This is a genomic window from Nonomuraea roseola (genome assembly GCF_039535395.1).
Classification (GTDB): domain Bacteria; phylum Actinomycetota; class Actinomycetes; order Streptosporangiales; family Streptosporangiaceae; genus Nonomuraea; species Nonomuraea roseola.
Window position 1 is genome coordinate 4,925,981 of record NZ_BAAAXC010000015.1, and the last position, 21,954, is coordinate 4,947,934.

Annotated in this window: 11 protein-coding genes; 6 read left to right on the forward strand and 5 right to left on the reverse strand. The window is 73.0% G+C overall.

What is annotated here, in order from left to right; genetic code table 11:
* Window positions 1-34: 34 nt before the first annotated feature.
* Complete coding sequence (locus ABFX55_RS46790; protein ID WP_346130378.1) at window positions 35-652, forward strand: M15 family metallopeptidase; 618 nt, start codon at window positions 35-37, stop codon at window positions 650-652.
* On the opposite strand, the gene ABFX55_RS46795 is transcribed toward ABFX55_RS46790, so the two are convergent.
* From ABFX55_RS46795 to ABFX55_RS46810, 4 genes are read right to left on the reverse strand one after another with little or no spacing between them, the layout of a single operon-like run.
* On the reverse strand, window positions 619-2,472 hold the full coding sequence (locus tag ABFX55_RS46795) for a N,N-dimethylformamidase beta subunit family domain-containing protein (RefSeq protein ID WP_346130379.1): 1,854 nt from the start codon (window positions 2,470-2,472) through the stop codon (window positions 619-621). The genes ABFX55_RS46790 and ABFX55_RS46795 overlap by 34 nt on opposite strands.
* Window positions 2,469-3,704: a condensation domain-containing protein gene (locus ABFX55_RS46800; protein ID WP_346130380.1), complete on the reverse strand. Its 1,236-nt coding sequence runs from the start codon at window positions 3,702-3,704 to the stop codon at window positions 2,469-2,471. The genes ABFX55_RS46795 and ABFX55_RS46800 overlap by 4 nt, the downstream gene beginning before the upstream one ends.
* On the reverse strand, window positions 3,701-3,937 hold the full coding sequence (locus tag ABFX55_RS46805) for an acyl carrier protein (RefSeq protein WP_346130382.1): 237 nt from the start codon (window positions 3,935-3,937) through the stop codon (window positions 3,701-3,703). The genes ABFX55_RS46800 and ABFX55_RS46805 overlap by 4 nt, the downstream gene beginning before the upstream one ends.
* Entirely contained in the window at window positions 3,934-9,921 is a 5,988-nt protein-coding gene (locus ABFX55_RS46810) for an amino acid adenylation domain-containing protein (protein ID WP_346130384.1), read from the reverse strand. Before ABFX55_RS46810 ends, ABFX55_RS46805 begins: the two co-directional genes overlap by 4 nt.
* A gap of 183 nt (window positions 9,922-10,104) precedes the next feature.
* Here ABFX55_RS46810 and ABFX55_RS46815 point away from each other — a divergent pair, with 183 nt between their 5' ends.
* Genes ABFX55_RS46815 through ABFX55_RS46835 form a run of 5 tightly spaced genes read left to right on the forward strand, consistent with a single transcriptional unit; the run spans window position 10,105 to window position 20,991 of the window.
* Window positions 10,105-11,487: a class I adenylate-forming enzyme family protein gene (locus ABFX55_RS46815; RefSeq protein ID WP_346130386.1), complete on the forward strand. Its 1,383-nt coding sequence runs from the start codon at window positions 10,105-10,107 to the stop codon at window positions 11,485-11,487.
* Window positions 11,480-12,850 carry a condensation domain-containing protein gene (locus ABFX55_RS46820; RefSeq protein WP_346130388.1) on the forward strand — a complete coding sequence of 457 codons (1,371 nt, stop codon included), beginning with the start codon at window positions 11,480-11,482 and terminating at the stop codon, window positions 12,848-12,850. Before ABFX55_RS46815 ends, ABFX55_RS46820 begins: the two co-directional genes overlap by 8 nt.
* On the forward strand, window positions 12,847-13,707 hold the full coding sequence (locus ABFX55_RS46825) for a thiamine pyrophosphate-dependent dehydrogenase E1 component subunit alpha (RefSeq protein ID WP_346130389.1): 861 nt from the start codon (window positions 12,847-12,849) through the stop codon (window positions 13,705-13,707). Before ABFX55_RS46820 ends, ABFX55_RS46825 begins: the two co-directional genes overlap by 4 nt.
* On the forward strand, window positions 13,704-14,669 hold the full coding sequence (locus ABFX55_RS46830) for an alpha-ketoacid dehydrogenase subunit beta (protein ID WP_346130391.1): 966 nt from the start codon (window positions 13,704-13,706) through the stop codon (window positions 14,667-14,669). Before ABFX55_RS46825 ends, ABFX55_RS46830 begins: the two co-directional genes overlap by 4 nt.
* A complete protein-coding gene (locus ABFX55_RS46835; RefSeq protein WP_346130393.1) occupies window positions 14,662-20,991 on the forward strand; it encodes an amino acid adenylation domain-containing protein in 6,330 nt (2,109 codons plus the stop codon). Before ABFX55_RS46830 ends, ABFX55_RS46835 begins: the two co-directional genes overlap by 8 nt.
* On the opposite strand, the gene ABFX55_RS46840 is transcribed toward ABFX55_RS46835, so the two are convergent.
* Window positions 20,975-21,946: a phosphotransferase enzyme family protein gene (locus ABFX55_RS46840; RefSeq protein ID WP_346130395.1), complete on the reverse strand. Its 972-nt coding sequence runs from the start codon at window positions 21,944-21,946 to the stop codon at window positions 20,975-20,977. The two genes, ABFX55_RS46835 and ABFX55_RS46840, sit on opposite strands and share 17 nt — an antisense overlap.
* Window positions 21,947-21,954 lie beyond the last annotated feature (8 nt).

Genomic DNA, 21,954 nt, shown 5'->3' on the forward strand with positions numbered 1-21,954 from the left:
TATGCGCGACATCGTGTTGATCTCTGATCCCAGGGTGGCTGCCATCTCCGTGCGCGAGTGCGGGGAGCCGCTCGTGGACGTCCGGGGCAGGCTGCGGGTCGACTCGCGGCTGGCCGACGTGGACGGCGCCTACGCGCACCTGCGGTCGGGGCTGCTGGAGCGTCTGGAGAAGGCGGCGCTGCCCGAGGGCTACGAACTGCTGATCGTCGAGGGCTACCGGCCGATCACGACGCAGCGCACGTACTTCGAGGAGTACAAGACGCGGCTGCTCATCGACTTCCCCGACCTGTCGGCCGACGAGGCGCACGCGGCGGCCAGCAGGTACGTCTCGCCCGTCGAGGTCGCGCCGCACACGGCGGGGGCCGCCGTCGACCTGACGCTGTGCTCGCCCGACGGGGTGGAGCACGACATGGGAACGGCGGTCAACGACAACCCCGAGGAGAGTGAGGGCGCGTGCTACACGGCCGCGGCCACCATCTCCGCGCAGGCCAGGGCGAACCGCGAGATCCTCGTGGCGGCGCTGGAGTCGGTGGGGTTGGTCAACTACCCGACCGAGTGGTGGCACTGGTCCTACGGCGACCGTTACTGGGCGATGTCCACCGGAGCCCCGCACGCCCTCTACGGGCCGACGAGCTTTCCGCCCGCCTCCTGAGCCTCGGGAGGGTGCGCGGGGCGGATCCGGTGCAGGCGCAGCGGGTCACCGGGTCCCGCCGTGACGAGGAGCCCCGCGTGGGCGGTGAGCGCGCGGCCGGGCGCAGTGCCGTACGGCTCCCACGGCCTTCCCGGGACACGGGTGTGGAGCGCGCCCGCGTCGTCGAGGGAGAAGAGCCTGCCGTTCATGCCGGCCAGTGACACCGCGCCCGCCGAGGGGCCGTCGGGCTCCCATTCCGCCGACCCGAAGGGCAGCCGCCACAGTGCGCCGTCCCCTGTCGCGACGTAGAACGCGCAGTCCGCGACCGCGAGGCCGACCGCGTCCTCGGGGGCGGGGCCGACGCGGCGCCAGTCGTCGCCCTCCCTGGCGACCAGGGCGCCAGAGGACGTCACGCCGTACAGGCCGACGCCCATCCCGCCGGCCGCCTCGCGGGGCACGGCCAGGGCCCTGACCTCCGAGAGGCCCGACAGCGGCTGCCAGGACAGGTTCTGGCCGCACAGCTCACGGCACAGCAGCGCACCCGAGCCGTCCACCGCGTGGAGGACGCGTCCGAGCACCGCGAGGTTCCGCACGTCCGCGACGGGGCCGATCACCTCCCACGAAGGCCGGCGGTCGCCCGACAGCCGGTCGAGGACGTTGCGGGTGACGCGCTCCACGACGGGGTCGTGCAGGGTGTTGCCCCAGTTGACCGTGGCCGAGGTGAAGACGGTGCCGAGGCCGCTGGTGAACACGCCCATGGTGGCCGCGCCGCCCTGGCCGTAGGCGCTCCAGTGCCGCAGGTCGGCGGTGGCGAGCACGACGAAGCTGGACGGCGTGCCGTCCAGGGAGGTCGCCCTGGGCACGCCGCGCACCTCCTCGTACTCGGCGGCGTCGGTCTCGTAGCCCAGGCAGCCCTGGCCGAACTTGTCGCCGTCGGTCAGCCCCGTGCCCTCGAAGGCCCAGTGCCCCGCGAAGCGGGCGGTGTAGGACTCCTCGAGCATGCGCGGCATGTGCTCGCCCCACGCTCCCGCGCCCGCCCTGAAGCTGACGCCGGTCAGCGTGTTCTCGGGGCGGCCGGCCGCCGACCACTCGACCGTGGCCAGACGCGGGTCGGCGACGGGGTCGGACAGCGGGTCGCGGTGGCAGACCATGGTGCGGCCGCCGTCCTCCAGCCGGATCTGCCACCAGGCGGTGTTGCCGGAGAAGAAGGCGACGTTGCCGCCTCGCCGCACGAACTCCTCGACGGCGTCGCGCATGCCCGCCGACCAGTACTCGTCGTGCCCGTTGACCACCAGCAGCCGGTGGCGGGAGAGCAAACCGAGCCCGTCGTGCAGGTCGAGGTTGGAGCAGTAGGCCACCTCGTAGCCCGCCGGACGCAGCCAGCGCGTCAGGCCCTCCTCCCAGCGTTCGGGCGGCGGGCCGCCGCCCGGCCGGTCGAAGCTGACCGTGGAGGCGCGGGTGGGCGACTCGGTCCAGTAGACGCTCTGGTCGGGCTCGCCCGCCCTGTTGTAGGCCTGCCAGGTGGTGAACGGCACGCTGACCAGGATCGGCGCCGTCGGCTCTGCCTCCCGTACGACGAAGTGGACCTCGTTGTCGGGACAGGGCGCCCCGCCCGGAAGCGAGCGGGGCCACGGCTCGGCGGGGCCGAAGCGGGCCACGTAGAGCGAGCTCGGCCACTCGCGGGGGATCTCCAGCGACCAGCGGGCGCCGGCCGGTCCCGTGTGGACGACGCGGTCGTCGGTGGCGTCGGTCACGACCACGGGCGAGGGACGGTCGAGCACGAACTCCAGCGTCTGGCCCTGGGCGAGGGAGGTCGCGAGAGCGTAGGCGCGCACGGTCATGCGGTGGCCGTCTCCACTAGCAGGGACTCCAGGTCGAGCAGGTAGCGCTCGATGTCCGGCCTGGACAGGTAGCGGGTGTCGGCGGTCAGCGAGACGCCCTCCGTGGTGACGTGCACGCAGAAGCGGCAGTCGAGGTTGTCCTGGCTCAGCGGCCAGGTCAGCGTGGTCTGCGCCCGCGCCTTCTCGATCTCGTCGGGCTCGCACGCGGCGGGCCCGGGATCGGCGAAACGCAGGTCGTTGAAGCAGCAGTGCGGGTGCACCCGCTCGCCGCGCCGCGCGCTCTCCGCCCGGACGATCCTGGCCCGGTCGGCGGGGTCGTGATAGGCGCTGCGGTAGGCGCGCAGAGCGGCGGGACCAGCCGCCCTCAGCGCCTCGGCGAAGGGCCGGCCCACCTCCAGCGTGAACAGGCCCTCCATGGCCAGCGTGCTGACGACGGCCATGGTGTCGCGCCTGAACCTGTTGCTCACGATCGGCAGCACCGAGCTGATCTCCTGGCCCGTGTGGCGCCCCGCCAGTTCGGCCACCGCCGCGAGCAGGACCGTCGAGGTGGAGGCGCCGTGGGCGGCGGCGATCGAGCGTACGGCCAGGTCGAGCGCGGGCGAGTGGAGCAGGGCGCGCCAGATCGGCGGGTCCGAGCCCTTCGCGGGGGTGGGGAACATGGTGGCCGCGATCCGCCGGTGCTCGCGCTCCCAGTGCGCGGCGGCGGCCGTGGCGACCCGCCGTCCCTGCTCGCCCTGCTGCCAGAGGGCCAGGTCGAGCGCTCGCGGCGCGGGCGCGGACGGCGGCCTGCCCAGCAGCAGCATGCGCAGGTCGCGCACCGCGACCTCGGCTCCGGCCCCGTCGGCGGCCAGGTGGCAGAACAGCAGCGTGACATGGGTTACCTTGTCGCCGTCCGTCGTCAGGCCCACCCGCAGCGGCCACTCGCGCTCGTAGTCGAACCTGGTGGCCGCCGGCGCGCCGAACGTGACGGGCAGCCGTCCCTTCCTCTCCAGCCTCTGGTACGGCTCCCGCCGCGCCCCCAGTCTGGTCCTCAGCGAGCCGTGCCGCTCGACCAGCGCCCTCACGGCGGCGAGCACCTCGGGCACGCTCCTGTCGCCTGGGACCTTCACCACCCTGTCGAAGTTGAAGTAGTGATCGTCGGGCTCGGTGTGCAGGATCGCCTCCCAGATGGCCTGCTGGCCCCAGGTCAGCGGCGCGGTTCCCTCGTCGGGACCGGCGAACTCGACGATCATCGGCTGGACAGGCGTCCGGCCAGCAGGTCCAGGTCGTCGAGTAACTCCAGCCCGTCCTCCGTGAGGTCGACCTCGACGCCGAACTCGCTCTCGATCGCGTCGATGAGCCGCATCTGCCCCACGGAGGTCAGGCCGAGCGCCGACAGCGGCACGGTCGCCCGCAGGGCCTCCTGCGCGGTCAGCGCGCCGTCGGAGGACTCCTCGACCAGCTCGGCGAGTCTTTCCTTGATCATGTCAGCTCCCTGGCGAGGCGTTCGGCCTCCTCGTCGGACATCTGGTCCAGCTCCGCCACCAGCAGGTCCTCGACCGTCCTGGCCAGGCCCTCGACCGTCGGCCTCGCGAACAGCGCTCTGATCGGGACGTCCAGGTCGATCGCGGCCCTGATCCTGGCCACCACGCGGACGGCCAGCAGGCTGTGCCCGCCGAGCGCGAAGAAGTCGTCGTGCGCCCCCACCTTCTCCAGGTCGAGGACCTCGGCGAAGACGGCCGCCACCAGGTGCTCGGCGTCGCCGTCCGGCGCCCTGTACTCCGCCCTCGCCGCCTCTGGCTCGGGCAGCGCGGCCCTGTCCACCTTGCCGTTGGGGGTCAGCGGAAGCGCGTCGAGGCGCGCCCACCGCGTGGGCACCAGGTACGGCGGCAGCGTCGCGGCCACGTGGTCGCGCAGCTCGTCGAGGTCGGCCTCGCCCACGACGTAGCCGACCAGCGTCTCGCCCTTCGCGGTCACCGCGGCGGCGCCGACGTCGGGGTGGGTCATGAGCGCGGCCTCGACCTCGCCGGGCTCGACCCGCTGGCCTCTGATCTTCAGCTGGTCGTCGAGGCGGCCGAGGAACTCCAGCTGCCCGTCGGGCCGCCATCTGACCCTGTCGCCCGTCCGGTAGACCCGCTCGTGGGCGCTGTCCTGGGGGGCGTCGGTCTCGGTATGGAGGATCCTGTCGCCGGTGAAGGGCACGAAGCGGTCCGCGGTGAGGTCGGGGCGGCCGAGATAGCCGCGGGCCACGCCCTCCCCTCCGACGCACAGCTCGCCAGGAACGCCGGGCGGGGCCAGGCGCCCTGCGGCGTCGACCACGTAGGCGGTGGTCGCGGCGATCGGGCGGCCGATGGGCGGCACGCCCCGCGAGGCGTCGAGCGTGGTGGCCGTGGCGATGACGGTGGTCTCCGTCGGGCCGTAGGTGTTGACCAGCCTGACGCTCAGGCCGAAGCGCTCGTGCCAGCGGGCCACCGCGGAGGCGTGCGCCTGCTCGCCGCCGAGGATCACCAGGCGCAGCGTCGAGGGCCAGGCGACCGCGTCGATCTGGTCGACGAGGTGGTGCCAGTAGGCCGTGGGCAGGTCGAGGACCGTCACGCCCTCGAGGTGGTCGGGCAGGCTGAGCGCGCCGTCGGGCAGGACGACGACGTGGGCGCCGCGGGACAGCGCGGGATAGATCTCCTCGGCGTGGGTGTCGAAGCCGAGCGAGGCGAACTGCACCACCCTGTCGCCCGGACGCAGGCCGTACTCCTCCGCCATCCAGTCGACGCGGGCAGCCAGGTTGCGGTGGTCGACGACGACGCCCTTGGGCTCGCCCGTCGAGCCCGAGGTGTACAGCACGTAGGCGATCTCGGCGGGCGGCACGGGGGTGAGGGGCGCTGTGGGCTCGCAGGTGTAGGCGAGCGGGGTGCCCTGCGGCAGCCGGTCGGCCAGGTCGGGCGAGGTGAGCACGAGCGTCGCGCCGCTGTCGGTCAGCAGGTGCGCCAGTCGGGCGGTCGGGTGGGCGGGGTCGAGCGGCAGGTAGGCGCCGCCCGCTCGCCACACCGCGAGCAGCGCGGCGACGGCGTCGACACCCCGGCCGAGGCAGACGCCCACCAGGTCGCCCCGCCGTACCCCCTTGCTTTGGAGGAGCCCGGCCAGCTCGGTGACCCGCAGGTCGAACGAGGCGTAGTCGAGATCGCCCACCGCGGGCAGCTCCGCGTGCCCGAGGACGGCCCTCGCCACCCTGTCGGGCACGATCGGCGCGTCGAAGGATCCCGGGGGTGGGACCGGTCCCTCCCGCGTGACCGGTGAGGGCCGGTCGGAGAGGGAAGCGGGAGGAACCGGCCGGCTCGGTGCGGGACCCCGCCCCCACGCGCGCAGCAGGGCGAGGTCGTCGGGGGACAGCAGCCGGGGCGGCAGACCTGGGTCCTGGCGCAGGAGGCGTTCCAGCCTGCGGGCCAGCGCCTGCACCGTGTCCGCGTCGAACAGGGCTGCGTCGTAGGAGAGGATGAGCAGCAGCTCGTCGGGGTCCTGCCAGGCCTCCAGCATGAGGTCGAACTTGACCTGCGCGAACCCGTGGGGGAACGGCGCCGCCTCCAGCCCGGCGAAGGCGGCGGGCGCGCGGCCCGCGTCCTGGGTGTGCAGGATGGCCATCGTCTCGAACGAGGGCGCGCGCTCCGGCGGCGCTCCCTGGTGGGCGAAGGCCTCCACGACCGTGGCGCGGGTCCGCTCCACGAGCTCGCCGAAGGTGGGCGAGCCCGTCAGGTCGCCGCGGATCACGAGCGTGTCGGCGAAGTAGCCGACGACGCCCTCCAGGAGGGCGTCGTCGCGGCCCGAGGTGACGGTGGCCACGCAGACGTCCGTCAGGCCGCTCTGCGCGGCGAGCACCGCCTGGTAGGCGGCCATCAGCGTCATGAACATCGTCGCGCCCTGCGTCCTGCTGACCGCCTCGACCGGCAGCGCGAACGTGTGGAAGGCGGCCTGGCGCGGCGCGCCGGTGCGCGGCCTGTCGGTGGGCAGGTTCAGCGGAGGCTGACCGGCGAGCCGCTCCCTCCAGTAGTCGTCCATGGAGTCCTGGCCGAGCTGCCAGCGGGCGACGTCGCCGAACTGCAGGGGCGGCTCGGGCGGCCGCTCGCCGGAGTAGAGGAGGGCCAGCTCGTCGATCATGATGTTGAGCGACCAGCCGTCGCCGAGGATGTGGTGCAGCACGACGCACAGCACGTGGTCCTCGGGGCCGACGGGGACGAGCGTCACCCTGAACGGCGGGGCGCAGGCCAGGTCGAAGGGGGCGTTGACGCGCTCGGCCACCAGCCGCTGGGGCTCGCCCGTGACGATCTCGAAGGACACCGGGCCGGGGGGCTCGACGACGACCACGGGCACGCCGTCCACCTCGGGGAAGCGCGTGCGCAGGCTCTCGTGCCTGGCGGCCAGCGCGTCCACGGCCAGGCGCAGCGCCGCCACGTCGAGCGGGCCGCGCAGGCGGCGCACGATCCACATGTTGTAGGCGGCGTCGCCTGGGTCGAGCCGGTGCAGGAACCACAGCCGCTCCTGGGAGCGGGAGAGCGGGACGGCCGCGCCCTGGGGACGCGGACGAGGCCCGTCATAGGCGCGGCCGGGAGAGTCCTGCGCGGCGTCGAGGAGGGCGGCCATCGCCTCGACGGTCGGACGCAGGAACAGCTCGCGGACGGGCACCCGTCCTGGCAGGCGGGAGGTGACGACGGTGGCCAGCAGCGAGTGCCCGCCGAGTGAGAAGAAGTCGTCCTCCGCGCCGACGTCCGCGACGCCGAGCACGTCCGCGAAGACCCGCGCGACCAGGAGTTCGTGCGGCGTCCTCGGCGGAGTGGAGGCCGGGACAGCGGACGCCTCGGGCGAGGGGAGGGCCTTGCGGTCCACCTTGCCGTTGGGCGTGAGGGGCAGGGCGTCGAGCTCCACCACCACCGAGGGCACCATGTAGCCGGGCAGCTGGGCGGCGGCGTGCTCCCTCAGCCCCTCCGCCTCGCCGACGACGTAGGCCACGAGCAGGTCGTCGCGGACGGCGGTGACGGCCTGCCGCACGCCGGGCCACGACTCCAGTACCGCCTCGATCTCGCCCAGCTCGACCCGGTGGCCGCGCAGCTTCACCTGGTTGTCTGTCCTGCCGAGGAACTCCAGCGTGCCGTCGGGCAGCCAGCGGACCAGGTCACCCGTGCGGTAGACGCGCTCGCCCGCGTGCTCGGTGAACCGCTCGGCGGTCAGGTCGGGCCTGCCCAGGTAGCCGGTGGCCAGGCCCGCGCCGCCGATCAGCAGCTCGCAGGGGACGCCGAGGGGCGCGTCGACGTGGACGGTCGTGTTGGCGATCGGGCGGCCGATCGTCACCCTGGCGGGATCGGAGGGGACCTCCCACGCGGTGGACCAGATGGTCGTCTCGGTCGGGCCGTACATGTTGACGAGCCTGCCGACGCGCGAGCGCAGCTCGGCGGCCAGCTTCGGCGGCAGCGGCTCGCCGCCCGCCAGCGCGGTCAGCGGGGGCAGCTCCCCTGTGAGCAGCACCCGCCAGCCCGAGGGCGTGGCCTGGACGTGCGTGACGCCCGTCGTCGTGATCAGCCTCGACAGCGCGGCGCCGTCGCGGGCGGTGTCGGCGTCGGCGATGACCACCGTGCCGCCCGTGACGAGCGGCAGGTACAGCTCCAGCGCGGAGATGTCGAAGGAGAGCGAGGTGAGCGCCAGCCAGACGTCGGAGGGCGCCGACCCCACGAGTGAACGCATCGCGAGCAGGAAGTTCGTCAGCGCCCTGTGCGGGACGACCACGCCCTTGGGACGGCCCGTGGAGCCCGAGGTGTAGAGCACGTAGGCGGTGTCGTCGGGGCGCGGCCTGACGACGTGCGGCGCTCCCGAGGGGAGCTCGTCGGTGAGGACGAGCGCCGCGCCCGAGTCCTCCAGCACGTAGGAGACGCGGGCCTGCGGGTAGTCGGGGTCCACCGGCAGGTAGGCGGCGCCCGCCATGGCCACGCCGAGCAGCGCGACCAGCATGTCAGGACCGCGCGAGAGCCGTACCGCCACCAGGGAGCCCGTGCCGACGCCCCGCTCGGCGAGCGCGCCCGCCAGGACCGCCGCCCTCTCTGTCAGCTCGCGGTAGGTCAGCGTGGTGTCGCCGCAGATGACCGCGACCGCGTCAGGACGGGCGTCAGCGCGCTCAAGCACCAGGTCGACGAGGGTGAGGGGCGGCAGCTCCGCGGCCGTGTCGTTCCACGAGGCCAGCAGGGCGCGCTCGGAGGCAGGGGTCAGCTCCAGCCCGGCGACCGGCGACGACGGATCGGCGACGATCGACGAGACCAGGACGGCGAAGCGCTCCATCATGCGCTCGGCGGTCGCGCGCTCGAACAGCTCCTCGCTGTAGATGGCCACCCCGAGCAGGCCGCCGTCGTCCTCGGCGTACAGGTCGAGCGACAGGTCGAAGCGCGCGGGATGCCAGCCCAGCGGGAACGGCTCGGCCTCCAGGCCGGGCAGCGGGTCGGCGATCTCGCCCTGCGTGTGCAGCGCGAACATGGTCTGGAACAGCGGGGTCCTGCTGAGGTCGCGCTGGAGGCCGAGCGCGCCGACCAGCCGCTCGAACGGCACCTCCTGGTGCGCCAGCGCCTGCAGCACGGTCTTCCTCGTCCGGCGGAGCAACTCGGCGAAGCTCGGCTCGCCCGACAGGTCGCACCTGAGCACCAGCATCGTCGACAGGTAGCCGACCACCCGCTCGAGCTCGGTGCTCGTCCGCCCCGCCGAGGGCGTGCCCACGCAGAAGTCGTCCTGTCCGCTGTGCCGCGCCAGCAGCACCTGGTAGGCGGCCAGCAGCACCATGTACGGCGTGCACCGCGCGCTCCTGGCCAGCTCGGCCACCCCGGCGACCAGCTCGGGAGCCAGTCTGAACAGCACCTCGCCGCCCGCTGTTCCCCGCTGCGGAGGGCGCGGCCTGTCGGTGACCAGCTCCAGCACCGGCGCCCCCGCCAGCCGCTCGGCCCACCACTCCTCCTCGGCCGCGAAGTCACGAGGGGCGGGGCTGAACGGGGGAGGGGCGGCGGGCAGCGGCCTGCCCGCGTAGCAGGCGGCTACCTCCTCGCGCAGCACGTTGAACGACCAGCCGTCGCCGTTGATGTGGTGCAGCACCACGCACAGGACGTGCTCGCGCGGCCCGAGCGGGATGACGCTCACCCGGAAGGGAGGTCGCCCTGCCAGGTCGAAGGGGGCGTTGGTGCGTTCGGACACCAGCTTCTCCGGATCGCCCTCGACCACCTCGAAGGCGATGCGGCCCGGCGGCTCGACGACCGCCACGGGGCGCCCGTCCACCTCGGGAAAGCGGGTGCGCAGCGCGTCGTGCCTGGCGGCGACGGCGGTGAAGGCCGCCTCCAGCCTGGTGAGGTCGAGCTCTCCGCGCAGCCTGTAGGCGTAGGCGGTGTTGTACGAGGGGTCGTCAGGATCGAGCCGATGGAGGAACCACAGGCGCTCCTGGGCGTACGAAAGCGTCACAAGCCCTTCCCCCGAATCTGGAAAGGTTCTTAACTGTTCGGGAGTCAACCACGGATCTTGACCTGCCCGCAAGGCCCGATAAACACGGGGTTTGCGCTCTTGTCACCCTCCCGTGCCCGTGTCAGACTGTCGGCCGTCCGGTGGGTAAGGAAAGTTTCTTATCAGTATTCTCGGGGGTCTGTCGTGAGCGTGACCCTTCCTGATCTGCTGCGGGAGCGGGCCAAGGCCGACCCCGAGCGGGTGGCGATGACCGTCCACGGTGCCGGGTCGCTGACCTTCGGCGAGTGGGAACGCCGCTCCGCAGGCGTCGCTGCGGGGCTCGGAGTCGAGCCCGGCGACCGGGTGGGCCTGGTGTTCGGCAACGGCGACTGGCTGGAGTACGCGGTCGCCTTCCTCGGCGTCGTCAGGGCGGGGGCCGTGGCCGTCCCCCTGTCGGACCGGCTGGCAGGCGCCGACGTGGAGGCGATGCTGGCGCACTGCGGCGCGTCCAGGACGCTGCGCCCCGGGGCGTTACCCTTCGCGGAGGGCCCGGCACCCGACCCTCCGCGCCCGCGCGACCTCGCCCAGATCCTCTACACCTCCGGCACCACGGGCAGGCCCAAGGGCGTCGCGGCCGGCCACGCCAACCTGGCCTACGGCTGCGGCGGCAGGCGCAGGCCCTTCATGCACAGCGCGCACCTGGCGCACGCCTTCCCGATCGGCACGAACGCGGGCCAGTGGATGCTCGTCAACGCCCTGGACGCCCATCCGCAGGTCGTGACGTTACCCAGGTTCACCCCCGGCAGGTTCGCCGGGCTGATCGAGCACTACAGGGCGGGCACGGTCTTCCTCGTGCCGGCCATGGCCATCGAGATGCTCTCCGCCCGCGTCCACCACAAGCACGACCTGTCGAGCGTGCTGCTGCTCGGCTCGGCCGCGGCGCCGCTGCCCTCGCAGGTCGCCGTCGACCTCGGCGCCGCCTTCGGCAACGCCGCGATCGCCAACTACTACACCTCGACAGAGGCGGCGCCCGCCCAGACCGTGATGCTCTTCGACCCCGACAGGCCCGCCAGCGTCGGGCGGCCCGCCTCGGGCGGCGCGGTCAAGATCGCGACGGCCAAGGGCGACCCGCTGCCGCCCCGCGTGACCGGGGAGGTGTGGATGCGCTCGCCTGCCGTCACCCGCACCTACTACGGCGACGCGCAGGCCAGCGGCGAGGTGTTCAGAGGCGGCTGGGTCCGGATGGGCGACCTCGGCTACCTCGACGACGACGGCTACCTCTACCTGGTCGACAGGGAGAGCGACGTGATCAAGTCGGGCGCCTACAAGGTGTCGACGATCCACGTGGAGGACGTCGTCCACCAGCATCCGGACGTGGTCGAGGCGGCCGCGTACGGCGTGCCGCACCCCACGCTCGGCAAGGCCGTCGAGGTGGCGGTGGTCGGCCCCGTGGCCCACGAGGAGCTGCGGATCTTCCTTAAGGGGCGGCTGGCCCCGCACGAGCTGCCCGCCAGGCTCGTCACCCTCGACGCCCTGCCGCGCAACCAAGGCGGCAAGGTCGACAAGCGGAGGTTGAGGCATGACTGAGGTGTCACCCGCCCAGCACGGGATCTGGATCAACGAGCGGGCGGGCGCCTGGTCGGCGTACCACATGCCGCTGGTGATCAGGTTCGGGGCGCCCGTCGACGAGGGGGCGCTGGCCAAGGCGGTCGCCGCACTGGTCGAACGGCATCCGCTGCTGGGCGCGGCCTTCGAGGAGCGCGACGGCCTGCCGTCGCTGGTGCCCGCCGCCGAGCCGCCCTTCCTCGCGCGTGAGGAGGTGAAGGGCCCCTTCGACCTGGCCAAGGGACCGCTCGTCAGGTTCGCGCTGCAGGGCGACGAGCTGAGGGTCGAGGCGCACCACGCGGTCTTCGACGGCCAGTCCAAGGAGGTGCTCGTCGCCGACCTGCTGGCGCTCTACAGGGGCGAGGTCCTGCCCGCGCTCCCCCCGCTCGCGCCCAGGGAGGCCCCCGCGGAGGAGGCCCGCGCGTTCTGGGCCTCCAGATGGCGCGCGCCCGAGGAGGTGGTGGTGCCAGGTGGAGTGCTGCGCTCGCGGCGCGCGAGCCCGGGGCGCGTGCTGGAGTTCACGCTCGATGTGCCGGAGGCCGAGGGGCTGACCAGGTTCGAGGTGCTGCTCGCCGCGGTGCACGCCGTCCTCGCCTCGTACGGCAACGCCGCCCCCGTCACCGCGATCGACCTGTCCACCCGCACCCCCGGCCAGGAGGGGCACATCGGGCCCTTCGTCACCGAGCTGCCCGTCTTCTCCGCCCCCGAGCACGGGACCCCGTTCGGGCGGTTCGCCCTGGCGCTGCGGGCCGAGCTGCGCGAGGTCTACCGGCACCGGCAGGTCCCCCTCGCCAGAGCGGTCCCCGGGCTGAGGCCGCACGCCGCGCTCGCACCCGTGTCGGTGAGCTACCGTCGCGGAGGGCAGGACGATCGCGTGGAGTGGCTGGCCTTCAACCAGGCCGTGCGGGGCGCCCTGCAGCTCCAGCTCCTCGACAGGCCCTCCGGGCTCGTCGCCAGCCTGCGCCACGACCCCGACGAGCTGCCCGATCCCGAGCGCGTCGTGGCCGACCTGCGCTCCTGGCTGTCGGGAGATCTCTCCCGCCCGCTGAGCACGACGCAGGCCCCTCCGCCCGCCTCCGCCCCCGCCCCCGTGGCCGTCGCCTCGGGACAGGAGCGGCGGGTCGAGGGCGATCCGCTCCTCGCCGGCATCACCGCGATCTGGGAGGAGGTGCTCCAACTGTCGCCGATCGAGCCGGACGACGACATCTTCGACCTGGGCGGGCACTCCCTCACGATCACGCAGATCATCGCCCGCATGCGCAAGCGCCTGGACGTCGAGGTCGAGCTGGACGACTTCTTCGACAACCCGACCATCGCGGGCGTCATCGGAGTGATCAGGCAGTGATCGACGCCGACCTCTCCCGCATGCTCGTGATCCGCGCCTTCGAGCGCACCCTCCTCGACCTGTACGGCAGGGGCCTGCTCAACGGCACCACCCACACCTGCCTCGGGCAGGAGTACGTCCCCGTCGCCATGGAGGGGCTGCTCGACCCGGCCGACCACGTCTTCAGCAACCACCGGGGACACGGCCACTACCTGGCCCGCTTCGACGACCCCGAGGGCCTGCTGGCCGAGATCATGGGCCGCGAGGGCGCGGTGTGCGCAGGGGTGGGCGGCAGCCAGCACATCCGCCGCGACCGCTACCTGTCCACCGGCGTCCAGGGGGAGAGCCTGCCGGTGGCGGCGGGCGTCGCGCTCCATCTCAAGCGCGCCGAGCCCGGCCGCCTGGCCTGCGCCTACATCGGCGACGGCACGTTCGGCGAGGGCGCGGTCTACGAGGCGCTGAACCTGGCCGCGCTCTGGGCGCTGCCCCTGCTGGTGGTCGTCGAGAACAACGGCATCGCCCAGTCCACGCCCACCGACAAGCACCTCGCGGGCACGATCGCGGGGCGCGCCGCGGCCTTCGGCCTCCCGCACGAGCTGGTCGAGGGCGCCGACGTGGACGACATCAGGGCCAGGCTCGCGCCGCTCGTCTCCGGCGTGCGGGCGGGCAGGCCCGCCGTGGTCGAGTTCGTCACCCACAGGCTCGGTCCGCACAGCAAGGGCGACGACACCAGGCCCGCGCACGCCGTCGGCGTCGACTGGCGGGACAAGTACGCCTCCCCCCGGCTCGACCGGCTCGAAGCCGCGGCCGTGTCGCGGATCGAGGCGGTCGCCGCCGACGTGATCGCCCGCCCGCTGTCACGGTGGGAGGCGCGATGAGGGTCGCGGAGAACCTCAACGCGGCGCTCCACGAGCTGATGGCGGCCGAGCGGAACCTCTACCTGCTCGGCGAGGACGTGGCCGACCCCTACGGCGGCGCCTTCAAGATCACCCGAGGGCTGTCCACCCGCTTCCCCGGCAGGGTGATGTCCACACCGATCAGCGAGAGCGCCATCACCGGCGTCGCCGCGGGCCTGGCGCTGTCGGGTGACGCGGCGATCGTCGAGATCATGTTCGGCGACTTCGCCACGCTCGCCTTCGACCAGCTCCTGAACTTCGCCGCCAAGTCCGTCTCCATGTACGGCTCCCGCGTCCCCATGCGCATGGTGGTGCGCTGCCCCGTCGGCGGAGGCAGGGGCTACGGCCCCACGCACAGCCAGAGCCTGCAGAAGCACTTCGTCGGCATCCCCGGCCTGGCGCTGTACGAGATGTCGCCCTTCCACGACAACCTCGCGGTCCTCACCGAGATGCTGGCGCGCGAGGAGCCCTGCGTCCTGTTCGAGGACAAGGTCCTCTACACCAGGCCCATGCACGCCGTGCCCGAGCCGTTCTCCCTCGCGGTCGAGAACGGCGTGGCGCGGGCCTTCCTCGACGAGCGTCCCGACTGCGTGGTCGTCGCGCCAGGGGGCAGCGCCCCCATGGTGCTGGCGGCGATGCGCTCGCTGCTGCTCGAGGAGGAGATCGTCTGCACGCTGGTGGTGCCCTCCCGCCTGTACCCGTTCGACGTGGAGCTCCCCGACGCGCCGCGCGTCTTCGTCGTGGAGGAGAGCACCGCGGGCGGGACCTGGGGCGCCGAGGTCGCCCACCAGATCCACCGGCGGCACTGGGGACGGCTGGCAGGTCCCGTCACCCTCGTCCACTCCGCCGACTCCGTCATCCCCACCGCCGCCCACCTGGAGGAGTCGGTGCTGGTCTCGGAGCGGACGGTCCATCGCGTGATCATGGAGACGCTCCGTGGCTGAGCTGCGCATGCCGAAGCTGAACACCAACGACAGCGAGTACCTGCTGGTGGAGTGGCTGGTCCAGGACGGGGACTCGGTCCACGAGGACGACCTGGTCGCCCTGGTCGAGACCTCCAAGGCGGCGGAGGAGCTGCCGGCCGACGCCACGGGCGTGCTGCGCCACCAGGTGGCCGCGGGCGCCTGGTGCCGTCCCGACCAGGTGATCGCCACGATCGGCGGAGACGCGGCGGGCGCGCGGCCCGAGCCCGCCTCGCCGCCCGTGTCAGCCGGGCAGCCCGAACTCTCGACCGCGCGGGACGGCCTGCCTCTGGTCACCGCCCCCGCCCAGGCGTTCGCCGACGAGCACGGCGTCACCGGCGAGCAGCTCAGGGAGCTCGGGCTCAAGGTCGTCAGGAAGTCCGACCTCGAACGGCTCCTCGGCCACGTGCGCGACCTGCCGAAGGTGCAGCGGGCCGTCGCCAGGGCCGTGGAGCTGTCCCACAGCACCATCCCCGCCGCCTACCTGGCCGTCCGCATGGACCTGGCGGGGGCGATCGAGCACGCCAAGGCCGAGACCAGGGCCGTCAGACGCCCTGTCGGGCTGGCGGAGACCTTCGTCCAGGCCGTGGCCGGGCTGCACGAGCGCTTCCCGCTCTTCTTCGCCACCCTCGAGGGCGACCGGATCCGCCTGTCCAGGACCGCCGACATCGGCGTCACGCTCGACCTCGGCGAGGGCCTCTACGTGCCCGTGCTGCACGACGCGGGCGGCCGTACCACCAAGGAGCTGGCGAGCGCGCTGATGCGCCACCGTCTGGCCGCCACCACCGGCGACTTCAGGCCGTCCGACCTCAGCGGCGCCAACTTCGTCGTCACCCTGCACACCGAGGGGGGGCGTGGTCATGGCGATCCCGTTCGTCTTCCCCGGCACCGCCTGCGCGCTGGCCGTCACCGCACCGGGGGAGGACGGCGGCGCCGACATCGGCCTGGCCTACGACCACCGGCTGATCAACGGCCGGGAGGCCGCACTCTTCATGAACGCACTCAAGGCCGCCGTCGAAGGGCTGAGCTGATGTCCGTCGTGGATCTGTCCGGAGCCAAGAGGGAGCTGCTGCGGCGCAGGCTGCAAGGCGCGAACGCGGCCGAGAGCATCCCTCGCCGCCCCGAGGGCAGTCAGCCTCCCCTGGCCCCCGCCCAGGAGCCTCTGTGGTTCATGGAGCACCTCACGCCAGGAACCGCCACCTACACCCTCACCACCGCGGTACGGCTGCGCGGCCCGCTCGACGAGGAGCGCCTGCGCGCTGCGCTCGACGAGCTGCCGAGAAGACACGAGAGCCTGCGGCACCGCTTTCCCACCAGCGAGGACGGCCTGCCCGCCGTCCACGTGGCCGAGGAGAGCGAGGCGCCGCTCGCGCTCGCCACGGCGGCCGACGACGAGGAGGCGCTGGCCCTGATCGACGCGGCCGCCGCGGTGCCGCTCGACCTGGCGGAGGGACCGCTGCTCAGGGCGCTCGCGGTGTCCATCGGGGGTGCCGAGCACGTGCTCGCGCTGCTGGTGCACCACATCGTGGCCGACGGGCAGTCGGCGCAGCTGCTCATGCGGGACCTCCTGGCGCTCTACAGGGGCGAGAGCCGGGAGGCGCCGGCCGTCAGGTACGGCGACGTCGCGCTGTGGCAGAGCGAGCGCTCCTTCGAGCGCGAGCTGGCCTACTGGCGCGGGCGGCTCGACGGGCTGCCGCGCGTCGAGCTGCCCCTCGACAGGCCGAGGCCCGCCGCGCAGTGCCTCGAAGGGGCCACCCACGTGCACGAGCTCGACCCCGAGCTGGTCGAGCGCGTGACCGCTCTCGGCAAGAGGCACGGCGCGACGCCGTTCATGACCCTGCTGGCCGCCTTCCACGTGCTGCTGGCCAGGCTCTCGGCCCAGGACGACGTGGCCGTGGGCACCCCCGTGGCAGGCAGGACCCGCCCCGAGCTGGACGACGTGGTCGGCATGTTCGTCAACACGCTCGTGCTGCGCGCCGACCTGGGGGACGACCCGAGCTTCGCCGACCTGCTCGGCAGGACGAGAGAGCTGGTCGTCGACGCCCTCGACCACCAGGAGCTGCCCTTCGCCAAGCTGGTCGAGGCGCTCGGTGTGCCGCGCGACCCGAGCAGGCAGCCGCTGGTCGACGCGCTGTTCTCGCTGCACGACCTGGCGGCGGGCGAGGACGACTTCCCGCTGCGCCCCGGCTCGGCCCGCCACGACCTCGAGCTCTACGTCGTCCCCGGCGGCGAGGGGCTGGCCTGCGCGTTCACCTACAAGACCACGCTGTTCTCCGCCCCCACGATCGCCAGGACGGCACGGCACTTCGAGACGCTGCTCAGAGCGGCCGTCACCGACCCCTCCACGCCGGTGAGCCGCCTCTCCCTCGGCGACGTCTCCGAGATCGAGGCGTGGAACGCGACGGCGGCCGACTTCCCCGGCCTGACCCTGCACGCCCTGGTCGAGGAGCAGGTGGCGCGGACCCCCGACGCGGTGGCCGTCACCTTCGAGGGCCAGTCGCTGACCTACAGGCAGCTCGACGAGCGCGCCAACCAGATCGCGCACAGGCTCGCGGGGCTCGGCGCGGGCGGGCTGGTCGCCATCTGCGCCGAGCGCTCGCTCGAACTCGTCGCGGGCCTGCTCGGCATCCTCAAGGCCGGCGCCGCCTACGTGCCGCTCGACCCGTCGTACCCGCAGGACAGGCTGACGTTCATGCTGGCCGACGCCGCCGCGCCCGTCGTCCTTACCCAGAGCGCGCTGATCCCGCTGCTGGCCTCGGGCGGCGCGACCATCCTGCCGCTCGACAACCCCCAGGTCTGGGACGGCCTGCCCGCCACGCCACCCGACGTCGCGCAGGGCGAGGCGGCGTACATGATCTACACCTCGGGCTCGACGGGCAAGCCGAAGGGCGTGCCCAACGGGCACCGCGGCATCGTCAACCGCCTCGACTGGATGCAGAAGCGCTACCGGCTGACCGCCGACGACGTGGTGCTGCAGAAGACCCCCGCGGGCTTCGACGTCTCGGTGTGGGAGTTCTTCTGGCCGCTGATCTCCGGAGCCCGCCTCGTCCTGGCCGCGCCCGACGGCCACCGCGACCCCGCCTACCTGCGTGAGCTGATCAACGCCGAGCGCGTCACCACGCTGCACTTCGTACCGTCCATGCTGGCGATGTTCCTGGCCGAGGAGGACGTGGACACCTGCGCCTCGCTGCGCACGATCATCTGCAGCGGCGAGGAGCTGCCCGTCGACCTGGCCGTCCGCTGCCTGCGGACGCTGCCCGCCGAGCTGCACAACCTGTACGGCCCGACGGAGGCGGCCATCGACGTCTCGTCATGGCAGTGCACGCTCGAAGGGCTCGAGGGGCGGGCCACCGTGCCCATCGGCTCGCCCATCCAGAACATCACCCTGCACGTCCTTGACAGGCACGGCGCGCAGGTCCCCGTCGGCGTGCCAGGCGAGCTGCACATCGGCGGCGTCGGCGTCGCGCTCGGCTACCACGACCGCCCCTCGCTGACCGCCGAGAGGTTCTCCGGCGGGCGCTACCGCACCGGCGACGCCGCCCGCTGGCTGCCCGACGGCACCATCGAGTTCCTCGGCCGCCTCGACGACCAGGTCAAGCTGCGCGGCCTGCGGATCGAGCTCGGCGAGATCGAGACGGCGCTGCGCGAGAAGGCGGGGGCCGCCGAGGCCGTCGTCGTCGTGCGCGCCGACCAGCTGGTCGCCTACCTGGTGGGAGGGCCGTCCGAGCCCGCCCAGGTCAGGGCCGCGATCAGGGGATTCCTGCCGGAGTACATGCTGCCCTCGCTGTTCGTCCGGATGGAGGCGCTGCCGCTCACCCCGAACGGCAAGCTCGACCGCAAGGCGCTGCCCGAGCCCGTCCTGTCGGCCGACGCGGTCTACGCCCCTCCCTCGACGGAGGCCGAGAGGGTCGTCGCCGAGGTCTGGGCCGAGGTGCTCGGCGTTCCACGAGTGGGGATCGACGACGACTTCTTCGACCTCGGAGGCCACTCGCTGCTGGCCATCCAGGTCGTGGCGAAGCTGCGCAGGGCGGGGATCGGGCCCGTCGGCCTGGTCGACGTGTTCACCTACAGGACGGTGCGGGAGCTGGCCGCCTTCGCCGCCTCCTCCGAGCAGGGCGCGAGGCCGTTGCTCCAGCGGCTGACCCCGCCGAGAAGCGCGACGGTCAGCTACGTCTGCGTGCCGTACGGGTCGGGCAGCGCCATCGTCTACCAGCCGCTGGCCGACGCCCTCCCCGCCGACCAGGCGCTCTACGCGCTGGCCATCCCCGGCCACGACATCGGCCTGGACGAGGAGCCGATGGACTTCGACGAGCTGGCGGCCAGGACGACCGAGGAGATCCTGCGCATCGAGGGCCCCCTGGTGATCTACGGGCACTGCGGGGTCGGCGCGGCGCTCGCCGTCGAGCTGGCCAGAAGGGTCGAGCAGGCGGGCCGCGAGGTCGAGGCGCTCTACATCGGGGCGATCTTCCCCTTCGCCAGGCCACGGGGCTGGCTGCGGTTCGGGCTGATGGACCGGCTGCGCTCCAGCCAGACCGACATCAACAGGCTGAAGGCCCGCGGCGTCGACCTGGAGGAGCTCGAACCCGGCGTCGCCGACCGCATCATCGCGACCATGCGGCACGACTCCAAAGCCGCGGAGAAGTACTTCACCTCACTCTTCCACGCCGACGACAGGCCCAGGCTGCGCGCCCCGATCATCTCGGTGATCGGCGAGCGCGACCCCGCCACCGACTACTACGAGGAGCGCTACACCGAGTGGGGCTTCCTCAGCGACACCACCGCGCTGGTCGTCCTGGACGAGGGCGGCCACTACTTCCTGCGCTACAGGGCCGACGAGCTGGCCGCGGTGCTGCGCACCCACCGGCGCCTCGAGGCGGGTGACCGTACGGGGAGCTGGTGGGTGCACGCCGTCTCCACCGCGGCGGACGCGGCCGCGGCGCCCTCGCGCGACGAGGTCGCGCCCAGCATGCGGCGCTTCCTCACCATCGCCTCGGGACAGCAGCTGTCGATGATCGGGTCGGCGCTCACCGGATGGGCGCTGCCGATCACGATCCTGGTCGACTCGGGCTCGGTCACGCAGTTCTCCATCCTGGCCGTGCTCAACCTGGCAGGGCTGCTCATCTCGCCGCTGGCGGGCGCGATCGTCGACAGGGGCGACAGGCGCAGGGTGCTGGTCGTCGCCGACCTCTGCGCGGCGGGCATCCAGGCGGTGCTCGCAGGGCTGATCTTCTTCGGCGACCTCCAGCTCTGGCAGATCTACACCCTGATCGTCGCCCTCTCCATCGCCACCAGCTTCCAGCGCCTGGCCTACACCTCGGCCGTGCCGCAGCTGGTGCCCAAGCGCTACCTCGGGCACGCCGTCGGCGTCACCCAGATGACCAACGGCGTCGCCCAGCTGATCGTGCCGCTCATCGCGGCGGGGCTGCTGGCCTGGATCGGGCTCGGCGGCATCGTGGTCATCGACGTGATCAGCTACGCCTTCGCCCTCGCCGTGGTACTGCTCGTCCGCTTCCCCGACACGCTGCCGTGGAGGCCGCGCGAGCCGCTGGCCACCGAGATCCGCCAGGGCTTCGCCTACACCTGGCACTCGCGCGGCCTGCGGGCGATGCTCGGCTGGTTCGCCGTGCTCAACATCTTCCTGTCGCCGCTCCTGCTGCTGGTCTCGCCGCTGGTGCTGTCCTTCGCCACCCTGCGTGACGTCAGCGTGGTCTCGGTGGTGACAGGGCTCGGGGCGCTGCTCGGCGGGCTGACCATGGCGCTGTGGGGCGGCCCTGCCAGGCGCAGGTTCAGGGGGGTGCTGCTGGCCACCGTGGCGATCGCGGCGGGCAGCGTGCTCACCGGGCTCGCGCCCTCGCTGGTGCTGATCGGCGCGGGGGCGTTCGCGATCACGTACGTCCTGACCCTCATGAACGGCATCTACTCGCTGATCGTGCAGATCAAGGTGCCCTACCGCTACCACGGCAGGGTCTTCGCGCTGAACACCCTCGTCGCGTGGTCGACGCTGCCGATCGGGATGGGACTGGTCGCGCCGCTCGGCGCCGCGCTGTTCGACCCGCTGATGGCCGAGGGAGGCGCGCTCGCCTCCACGGTGGGCGCGGTGATCGGTGTCGGACCCGGGCGGGGGATCGCCCTGCTGTACCTGGTGTGCGCGGTCGGCATGCTGGCGGTGGTCGCGGGGGCGCTGCGGCTGGGGCGGCTGGCCCGTTTCGACACCGACGTGCCCGACGCGCTGCCGGACGACCAGGTGGGCGTGGAGACGATCACGGCGAGAAGGGCGGAGCGAGCCCCTACTTCAGGCGTTTGACCAGGTCGGGAAGGATCGTGGCGAGCAGGCTCAGCCGCGCGTGGGTCTGCTCGCGCTCGTCGGTGCCGGCGCGCCGCATGAAGTCCAGGTAGCCGCGGACCCAGCCGCCGAACACCCACGGCTCGGAGGGGATCACCCCGCCGCCCGACCGGTAGCCCTCGACGACGGCGTCGAAGCGGTCGAGGTCGACGTCGCCGCCCAGCCTGGTCGACCAGTCGAGCGCGACGCCCGCGGCCTCCTGCTCGGCGACGTACGCGCCGGCGGTGTCCCAGTCGATGAGCGCCAGGCTGCCGTCTGCGCGCAGGAGGGCGTTCTTCGGGTGCAGGTCGCCGTGGGAGCCGACCATGGTGCCCCGCCCCTCGGGGCGCTCGGTGTCGGCGCGCAGCCGCGCGAGCTCCTCACCACCCCCGCCCAGCGGCCGTCCCGGCTCCCCGGAACCGGCGTCGAGCAGGCCTACACCTGCACCGGGGGCGGGCGCGCCGCCTGAGCCTGCATCGGGGTCGATCAGGCCGCCTGAGCCTGCACCTGGGGCGGGTGGACCGTCCGAGTCCGCACCGGGGCCAGGCGGGCCGCTGGAGCCTGCGTGGTGGACGGTGGCCAGCAGGGCACCCATGCGGCGGCACAGCGCGGGGGTGAGGTCGTCGATGCCGGGCGCGCGGCCGTCCAGCCAGCGGTGCACGCGCACCACCGCCCCGCCCAGCTCGACCGTGTGGCGGCCGGTGGCCGTCTCGGGCACGGGTGGGGGGAGCGGCACTCCCACGGCCAGCGCCCTGCGCTCGATCTCGATAGCCTCGGCGGAGGGCGTCCAGGTCAGCCGCTTCACCGCGTAGGCGCCGGTGATCGTGTCGAGCCGCCAGACCTGGTTGTGGTAGTAGCCAGCGACCCGCAACCCCGGCGTCACCGCCAGACCGAGCCCGAACCTGTCGCAGACCGACGCAACGTCAAGATCGCTCACACGGGAAG

Excerpts from the sequence above, each read along its gene's own strand:
- ABFX55_RS46830 (WP_346130391.1), top strand. The coding sequence starts at position 13,704 with ATGAGGGTCGCGGAGAACCTCAACGCGGCGCTCCACGAGCTGATGGCG.
- ABFX55_RS46795 (WP_346130379.1), bottom strand. The coding sequence starts at position 2,472 with ATGACCGTGCGCGCCTACGCTCTCGCGACCTCCCTCGCCCAGGGCCAG.
- ABFX55_RS46805 (WP_346130382.1), bottom strand. The coding sequence starts at position 3,937 with ATGATCAAGGAAAGACTCGCCGAGCTGGTCGAGGAGTCCTCCGACGGC.
- ABFX55_RS46800 (WP_346130380.1), bottom strand. The coding sequence starts at position 3,704 with ATGATCGTCGAGTTCGCCGGTCCCGACGAGGGAACCGCGCCGCTGACC.
- ABFX55_RS46820 (WP_346130388.1), top strand. The coding sequence starts at position 11,480 with ATGACTGAGGTGTCACCCGCCCAGCACGGGATCTGGATCAACGAGCGG.